The organism is uncultured Campylobacter sp. (genome assembly GCF_938039245.1).
Lineage (GTDB): Bacteria > Campylobacterota > Campylobacteria > Campylobacterales > Campylobacteraceae > Campylobacter_A.
The window spans coordinates 46,830-53,921 of sequence record NZ_CALHVN010000035.1; the positions used below are offsets into that span (position 1 = coordinate 46,830).

The window sequence follows — 7,092 nt, forward strand, 5'->3', positions numbered from 1 at the left end:
TGCGGTCTTAGCTGACGATAACGCCAAATTTCGCTCGCGCTCTTTGCAGATCCTCCTCGCAGTCGATACCGATGCTGTCGCTTTGCACTTCGAGCATGAGGATTTTCTCGCCGTTTGATAGAGCGCGCAGTTGCTCGAGTTTTTCGGTATTTTCTAGGCTTGAGGGCGCAAATGAGCAAAATCTTTTTAAATTTACCGCGCTATAGCCGTAGATGCCCAGATGCGCCTTGTACGCATCAAATGCGGCGCGGTCAAACGGGATACGCGAGCGCGAAAAATAAAGCGCGTAACCCGCGTCGTCGGTCACGACCTTGACTAGGTTTTTATCGTCCGCTAGTTCGCTACCGACGAATTTAAAGCACGAAAACATAAATGCTCTCTCCGCGTTTTTCTCGCAAAATTCTCTAAATTTTACGATATTTTCAGGCTCGATAAAGGGCTCGTCGGCCTGCACGTTTATGATGATTTCGCTATCTTTGACGCCGAGTATTCCCGCCGCTTCGTTGATGCGGTCGGTTCCGCTTTGATGCGCCTGGCTCGTCATCACGGCTTTAAAGCCGAATTTTTGCGCGATATCAGCCACGCCCTCGTCGTCTGCGGCGATGACGACCTCGTCGGCCGCACTCACTCTGTGAGCCGTAGCGACGAACATCGGCACGCCGTTTATTTCGCGTAAAATTTTATTAGGCATTCGCGTCGAAGCGAGCCTTGCGGGGATGATAATCATTGCTCGATCCAAGCTAAAATTTTAGCTTCTATCTCGCTTTTTGCGGCGATTTCGTTATGCGTGGCGGCTTTTGCAAATAGCGATCTTATCGCGCCGGGCACTTCGTCGTTAAACTCCGCCGCCAAGGCCTCAAGCCCGCTTTTTTCGTCTTTTAGCATTTCGTTTTTTAGCGCCTTAAACATACTCGGAGCAAATTTGACCCAGTGTGCCGTCGACGTTATCACGGCCGGGCGCGTTAAATTTGCCGCTACTTTAAAGCAAGTGGCCGTATGCGGATCGATGGCGACACCTTTTGCCGCCCACTCTTTTATAAATTTCTCGCACTCCTCATCGCTGCAAAAATCAGCGTCAAAGTCCTCTTTTAGCGCGCAAAGCTCGCTGTTTGAAAGCTCATAAAAGCCATCGCTCGCGAGACTATCCATCAGCTCTTTGGTTCGAACGGCGCCAAATTTATCAAAAAGCAGTCTCTCTACGTTTGAAGAAACGAGAATATCCATTGCGGGGCTAATCGTTTTAACTAGGCTTTTGCCGCGCAGATCGTATCGCCCCTGCGTAAAAAACTCGGTCAGGATGTTGTTTGCGTTTGAGACGATTTTGATTTTACCGATTTTTGCGCCCATCTTTTTGGCGTAGTATGCGCCCAGAGCGTTGCCGAAGTTACCGCTAGGCACGACGATGTCAAACTCGCCTTTTAGCTCGCCCGTTTTGAGTAGATAAACGTAGGCGTAGACGTGATAGATGATCTGAAATAAAATTCGGCCGAAATTTACCGAATTCGCCGCCGAGAGCGAGAGTCCGGCAGCGCTTAGGCGCTCTTTAAATTTATCGCTAGCAAGCAGGCTTTTTAGCGCGCGCTGCGCATCGTCGAAGTTGCCCTCGATACCGATTACTTTGAGGTTTGCAGCATCTGCGTTTATCATTTGCAGGCGCTGCACCTCGCTTGTGCCGTCTTTTGGGTAGAGGCAGACGACTTTGACGCCGGGCGCGTCCGCGAACGTCTCTAGCGTCGCGGGCCCCGTGTCGCCGCTAGTCGCGCACATTATGAGGTATTTTTCGCCTCTTTTTGCGGCTAGCTCGCTAAGCAGTGCGCCAAACGGCTGCAGCGCCATATCTTTAAACGCGCGCGTAGGCCCGTGATAAAGCTCGTTTATGTAAAGATTTTCGCCGATTTTTCGCACTTGCACGGGATTTTGCGGATCGTCAAATCTCTCGTACCGCTTCACCGCTCTCTCAAACATCGCCGCATCCGCGTCAAATCCAAATTTCTCTATGATTTTTAGCGCGATTTGCGCGTAGGTTAAATTTACCGCATCAGCAAAAAATTTATCATCCAGCCGCGGTAGCTCCGTCGGCGCGTAAAGCCCGCCGTGAGCGGAGCTGGGGCTCAGTAGCGCCTCGCTAAATTCTACGCTTTTTAGGCTCTCGCCCGCATTTGCTCTAGTTTGAAATAGCTTCATTTACTTTCCTTTTTTATCCATTTTTTGTATTTTTTACTAGCTTTATCCGCCTTAAAAGCCACAATCTCGGGTAGATCGTAGTCGTGGTGCCGCGCGATAAATTTAGCGATTTTTTTAAATTTAACCGCGGTTTTTATGAGCAAAACCCGCTCTTTTTCGTCCTTTATCTCGCCATCCCAAAAATAAACGCTATTTGCCTTAAAAACGCTCACGCAAGCGGCAAATTTAGCTTTAACGAGCTTTTTGGCTAGAGTTTTAGCCGCGGCCTTATCGGCGCAAGAAGTTAGTACGAATTTCATTTAAAGCGTCCTAAAATTTTTAGGAGATTATAGAATTTTCTCTTTGATAATTCGTTTAAATTTATCCGCCAGCGTCGTTTTTAGCGCGATGACGGAGAGCGGCAGGCCAAACTCCTCCATCTTTACGGCGTCTTTTCGCGTGACCAAAAGCGAGGTCGCGCCGTAGCGCTCTAGTATCTCCGCTAGCTCGTCCCGCGAAAACGCGTAGTGATCGGGGTAAATTTCGCGCCCGATACAAAGGCTAAAATAAGGCTCCAGGCGCTGTGGATTTGCGATAGCAGTCACTAAAACCATCTTTGGCGTCGGGTTTAAAATTTCGCTCTCGCGAGTAAAATCCTCGCCCTCTTTTACGACGTAGTCGGCTTTAGCGTAAAATTTGCCAGGGTAGCGATACGCGCCGCTAGGTAGGACGAAATCAAAATACGGCTTTGCGGAGGGGCGGATTAGGACGTTAAATTTTTTGATGTGAAATTTGCCGAAGCCGTCGTCTAGCAGCACGTACTTCGCGCCTAAATTTAGGGCTTCTTTTATCGCTACGTCGCGGTTTTCGCTCACGATGACGCTTGCGTTTTTCACGCTTTTTGCGTACTCCATCGCTTCATCGCCGCTAGCCGCGACGCCTACCAAAATTTCGCCCGAGATCGCGACCTTGACGAGTCCGCTTGAAGCCCTGCCGTAGCCTCGCAAAATAACGTAGCCGCCCTCAAATTCGTTTAAGATAGCAATACCAAGCGGCGTCTTTCCGCTACCGCCTAAAGTCAAATTTCCGATGCTAATAATCGGGATGCCAAAATCTAAAGCTTTGCTAAATTTGGCCTTTAAAATCACGCCGGCGCAGTAAAGCGCGCTTAATGGCAAAAGCGCTACAGCTAGGCACTTTTGCCACAAATTCGGAGCGTAAAAATACTCCTGCGCAAAGGCGTAAATTTGACGCTTAAGCACGAGTTCTAGCTATCTCTAGCATAGTCTCGCACACGCGGTGCGCCTCCTCGTCGCTAAGCGCGTTATAAACCGGAAGCGAAAGCACCTGCTGATACGTCCTTAACGCGTTAGGAAAAGAATTTACCTTAAGCGAATACTTACTTTTATAGTAGCTTAAAAGATGCATAGGCTTATAGTGAAGCGCCGTGTGAATGCCGCGCTCTAGCAGCTCTTTGGCAAACCCGTCGCGATTTTTGTCGATTTTGATGATGTACTGGATATATATGTGATCGCGTTTTTTGATCGGAAGCGAGACGTGCGGGCAGTCTGCTAGCGCCTCGTCGTACAGCGCGGCGATAGCGCGGCGACGCTGGATAAATTTATCGTTTTTTTCAAACTGAGCCATCGAGTATGCGGCGCAAAGTCCGGTTAGATCATACTTCACGCCGATATCCACGACATCGTAGATATAGCCTAGGTTGCCGTCTTTATCTATGCCGCCTTTTACGATGGCGTAGTTGCGTAGCAGTCTAGCGCGCTCGGCGATAGCATCGTCGTTAGTGAGCATAAATCCCGCCGTCGCGATTGGATTGGTCATTTGCGAATGCATATTAAAGCAAGAGACCAGCGAGCGTTTATCAGAGCCGATTTTGACGCCGTTATACGTTAGTCCTATGGATTTTCCCGCATCGATTAGCACTTTTATTTCGTATTCGTTAGCGATGTCGTATATCTCGTCCATATCGGCAGCCTGCCCGCCTACATTATTTACGAAGATTCCTTTTAGCTTTTTGTGATTGTGGATTTTTAGCGTATTTCTTAGAGACTCGGCATTCATATTAAAGTCGTCTTCGTTTATATCGACAAATATCGGCTCGGCGTCAAAATGCCTAATCGCCTGAGCGACGCTAGGAGTAGAATTTACCGAGCAGATGATCTTATCGCCGCGTTTTAGATCCATCGAACAAAGCGCCAGATGATGCGCTGCGCTGTTATTATTCGTCGTTATGGCGTGCTTGACGCCAAAATACTCCTGCAGCTCGCCCTCAAATCTTTCCACGATCGCCGAGCCGTGGTCTTTTAGCGCCTCTTTGATGAGATTTATCTCCGTATCGTCGATAGACGGTCTAAAAAACGCTATTTCTTCCATTTTGACCTCCTTATTTTTATTTTTTACCTTTTCTTGTTTTTAGTATCGGCCGACTTTAGCGCGAGCTTTTATGATTTTACGCTCGTTTAAATCAGCCCCTTATGTTTTTTCGCTCGCATCAAACGATGCGTCCAAACCGCAAAACTAGCTCTTGCCGCCGCGAGGTTAAATCAAACTCGCGAGCAAATTTAATCTGCGCGCGCTCGCAGCCGCAAGCCGGCATTTTGCCGTTTTAGGGCGATTGCCGTTTATATAGCAAAAAGTCTCAGCTAAATTTACGCGCCAAAACCGGTAAATTTAGCTCAAATTTCACTCGCCCTCTAGGCTCGCTATAGGCGGCAACGAGAGTTTAAATTTATTCGCTCTCATTCTTGAAAATACCGTAGAGACGAGCTTTGGATCAAATTCTCGCGCCAGTTCGGCCTCGCTTTTACTCTGCACCAAACGCAAGACCTCATCCAGCCGCTCGTAGCTATAGCCTATGTCGGTCTCGTCGCTTTGCCCCTCCCAAAGGTCGGCGGACGGGGCTTTTGCGATGATTTTTTCATCTATGCCAAGCTCGCGCGCTAGCTCGTAAATTTCAGTCTTAAAGAGCTCGCCGATCGGATTTAGCGCGCACGCCGTATCGCCGTAGATCGTGCCGTATCCAAGAAGGCGCTCGCTTTTGTTGCTAGTACCCACGACTAGCGCATTTACCTTTGCCGAATAATCATATAGTAGGCACATCCTCGCCCTTGCGCTTAGATTTCCCATGCGCAAATTTGACAGCGGCTCGCCGATTTGCGCGGTAAAGCTATCTAAAATCGGCTGAATTTCGATGATTTTATGCGTTATTTTTAGATCTTTGCAAAGCTTTAGCGCGTCGCTTAAATTTTGTTCGTTTGAGTACTTCGTCGGCATCAAAAGCGCATGCGTTTCAATGCCAGTGCGCGCGCAAAGAGCGGCCACGACGGCAGAGTCTATGCCGCCGCTAACGCCCAGGACAAATCCTTTTGCGCCGCTTTTTTTAAGGTAGCTCGCCAAAAATTCTACGATTTTCTCGCTAATCTTCGCCCAATCTCTCATCGTCTCCGCCGTCAAATTTAACTTTTTTCTTAATTATACATTTATAATTATAAATTTAACTTTTAAGCTTAAAAAATATACAATCTATTTTAATTAAAATTGACAAAAGGACTAGCTTGAAAATTTTATCAAAACCATGCGGCGATTATCAAACTAATTGCTACGTAATATCCAAAAATGGGCGTGAAATCATCATTGATGCGGGACAAAATTCATTTAATTACGTTTGCGAAATTTCACACGCTCCACTCACGATACTAAACACGCACGGACACTTTGACCATATTTTTGACTGCGCCCGCTTAAAAAATTTTTTTAATATTTCTACGCACATTCATAATAACGACGCCTTTATGCTAAAAAACGACGTTTGGGGCGCGGGATACGAGACGACCGACGAGGCTATCTGCGTAGGCGGAGCGAAATTTGAAGACGTTAAATTTAACGTAGAAGACTTTGAGATTGAGTTTATGCACTTTCCGGGACATACGCCGGGATGCTGTATGGTGCGCGTGGACGACGTTATTTTTAGCGGAGATTTTTTGTTTAATGGCTCAATCGGGCGCTATGATTTTTTGTTTTCAAACGCCGAAGATATGCGCCAAAGCTTGCTAAAATGCAAAAAAATGCAGGGGGATTTTACGCTGTATCCCGGACACGGCGAAAAAACGACGCTAAAAGCCGAGCAGGCAAATTTGGACTTTTGGTTAAAGCGGCTAGACGGACATTTTTAGATTTTTATCAAAATGTTCACTGCGCTAAGGCGGCTTTTGCGTTTCGGTCAAATTTAGCCGATAAAATCGCGACGGCTAGGTTAAATCAACCAAAACGCGCTAAGAGTAAATTTTGGCGACGCGGCAAAAGGGCTTAAATTTAATATACGGCTTAGCACCACTGCTTAAGCTTTGCTTTAGATTTTCGCCCTCGCCCGGCTTATGCACCTTAAATTTGGCGCACTTAAATTTATCGCAGACGGAGCGCAAAATATCCAAGACTCTAGGCAAATTTACCCTGCTTTGTGACCGAAATTTAATATCTCATCTCAAAAAAAATCCGATAAAATCATAAAAATTTCGTTGTCAAAAAATAAAGCTCAAAGACGGTCTAGGCGGCGTTTGCATCGCCTTCGCAGACCTGCTCATAGCTAAATTTGGTGCCTTTTGGTTTGCGTAGCCCGCGCAAGCGCTAACCGCCTGCCCGCAAGCTAACGTTTTGCCAAGCATTTTCGCTCATTGCGGCTTAAATTTTTGATTAAATTTGATTCGGGCAAATTTGATGATTTTGCATTTTACCCGCCGAGACCCGCACCTTGAAAATGCTAAATTTATCATCAAGCACTAGATTTTCAAATTCTTTTTTTTGGAGGCGGAAGGGGTTTCTACTTACGAAGCGTCGCCCCTTCCACCCCCAAACCCCCACCAACCCCACTGCACGTGAGAGGTTGCTGCGCTATGCGCAGGTTTATCTGGCGCT

Annotated in this window: 8 protein-coding genes; 1 reads left to right on the top strand and 7 read right to left on the bottom strand. The window is 47.2% G+C overall.

All coding sequences use genetic code 11. The features are described 5' to 3' along the window. Positions 1-7: 7 nt before the first annotated feature. The 6 genes from kdsB to Q0218_RS06435 all read right to left on the bottom strand — a co-directional run bounded on the left by kdsB (position 8) and on the right by Q0218_RS06435 (position 5,619). Positions 8-727 (bottom strand): 3-deoxy-manno-octulosonate cytidylyltransferase, encoded by a 720-nt coding sequence (gene kdsB, locus Q0218_RS06410; protein ID WP_297967659.1) that lies wholly within the window; start codon positions 725-727, stop codon positions 8-10. Next, positions 724-2,184 (bottom strand): threonine synthase, encoded by a 1,461-nt coding sequence (gene thrC / locus Q0218_RS06415; RefSeq protein WP_297967662.1) that lies wholly within the window; start codon positions 2,182-2,184, stop codon positions 724-726. The genes kdsB and thrC overlap by 4 nt, the downstream gene beginning before the upstream one ends. Next, positions 2,181-2,483, bottom strand: a complete 303-nt coding sequence (gene cutA / locus Q0218_RS06420) for a divalent cation tolerance protein CutA (RefSeq protein WP_297967665.1) — start codon at positions 2,481-2,483, stop codon at positions 2,181-2,183. Before cutA ends, thrC begins: the two co-directional genes overlap by 4 nt. A gap of 27 nt (positions 2,484-2,510) precedes the next feature. Further along, the gene (locus Q0218_RS06425) at positions 2,511-3,425 is read right to left on the bottom strand and encodes a tetraacyldisaccharide 4'-kinase (RefSeq protein WP_297967667.1); all 915 of its coding nucleotides are present in this window, start codon (positions 3,423-3,425) and stop codon (positions 2,511-2,513) included. Next, positions 3,418-4,554, bottom strand: coding sequence for a DegT/DnrJ/EryC1/StrS aminotransferase family protein (locus Q0218_RS06430; RefSeq protein ID WP_297967670.1), 1,137 nt, complete (start codon positions 4,552-4,554; stop codon positions 3,418-3,420). Before Q0218_RS06430 ends, Q0218_RS06425 begins: the two co-directional genes overlap by 8 nt. Positions 4,555-4,863: 309 nt before the next feature. Beyond that, positions 4,864-5,619, bottom strand: coding sequence for an NAD+ synthase (locus Q0218_RS06435; protein WP_297967673.1), 756 nt, complete (start codon positions 5,617-5,619; stop codon positions 4,864-4,866). A 116-nt stretch (positions 5,620-5,735) separates the two neighbouring features. On the opposite strand from Q0218_RS06435, the gene Q0218_RS06440 reads away from it, so the two are divergent. Next, positions 5,736-6,353 (top strand): MBL fold metallo-hydrolase, encoded by a 618-nt coding sequence (locus Q0218_RS06440; RefSeq protein WP_297967676.1) that lies wholly within the window; start codon positions 5,736-5,738, stop codon positions 6,351-6,353. A gap of 99 nt (positions 6,354-6,452) precedes the next feature. Here Q0218_RS06440 and Q0218_RS06445 read toward each other — a convergent pair whose 3' ends face one another. Further along, on the bottom strand, positions 6,453-6,623 hold the full coding sequence (locus Q0218_RS06445; RefSeq protein ID WP_297967678.1) for a hypothetical protein: 171 nt from the start codon (positions 6,621-6,623) through the stop codon (positions 6,453-6,455). Positions 6,624-7,092 lie beyond the last annotated feature (469 nt).

Coding starts and splice junctions, on each gene's coding strand:
- kdsB (WP_297967659.1), bottom strand. CDS start 727: ATGATTATCATCCCCGCAAGGCTCGCTTCGACGCGAATGCCTAATAAA.
- thrC (WP_297967662.1), bottom strand. CDS start 2,184: ATGAAGCTATTTCAAACTAGAGCAAATGCGGGCGAGAGCCTAAAAAGC.
- cutA (WP_297967665.1), bottom strand. CDS start 2,483: ATGAAATTCGTACTAACTTCTTGCGCCGATAAGGCCGCGGCTAAAACT.
- Q0218_RS06430 (WP_297967670.1), bottom strand. CDS start 4,554: ATGGAAGAAATAGCGTTTTTTAGACCGTCTATCGACGATACGGAGATA.
- Q0218_RS06435 (WP_297967673.1), bottom strand. CDS start 5,619: ATGAGAGATTGGGCGAAGATTAGCGAGAAAATCGTAGAATTTTTGGCG.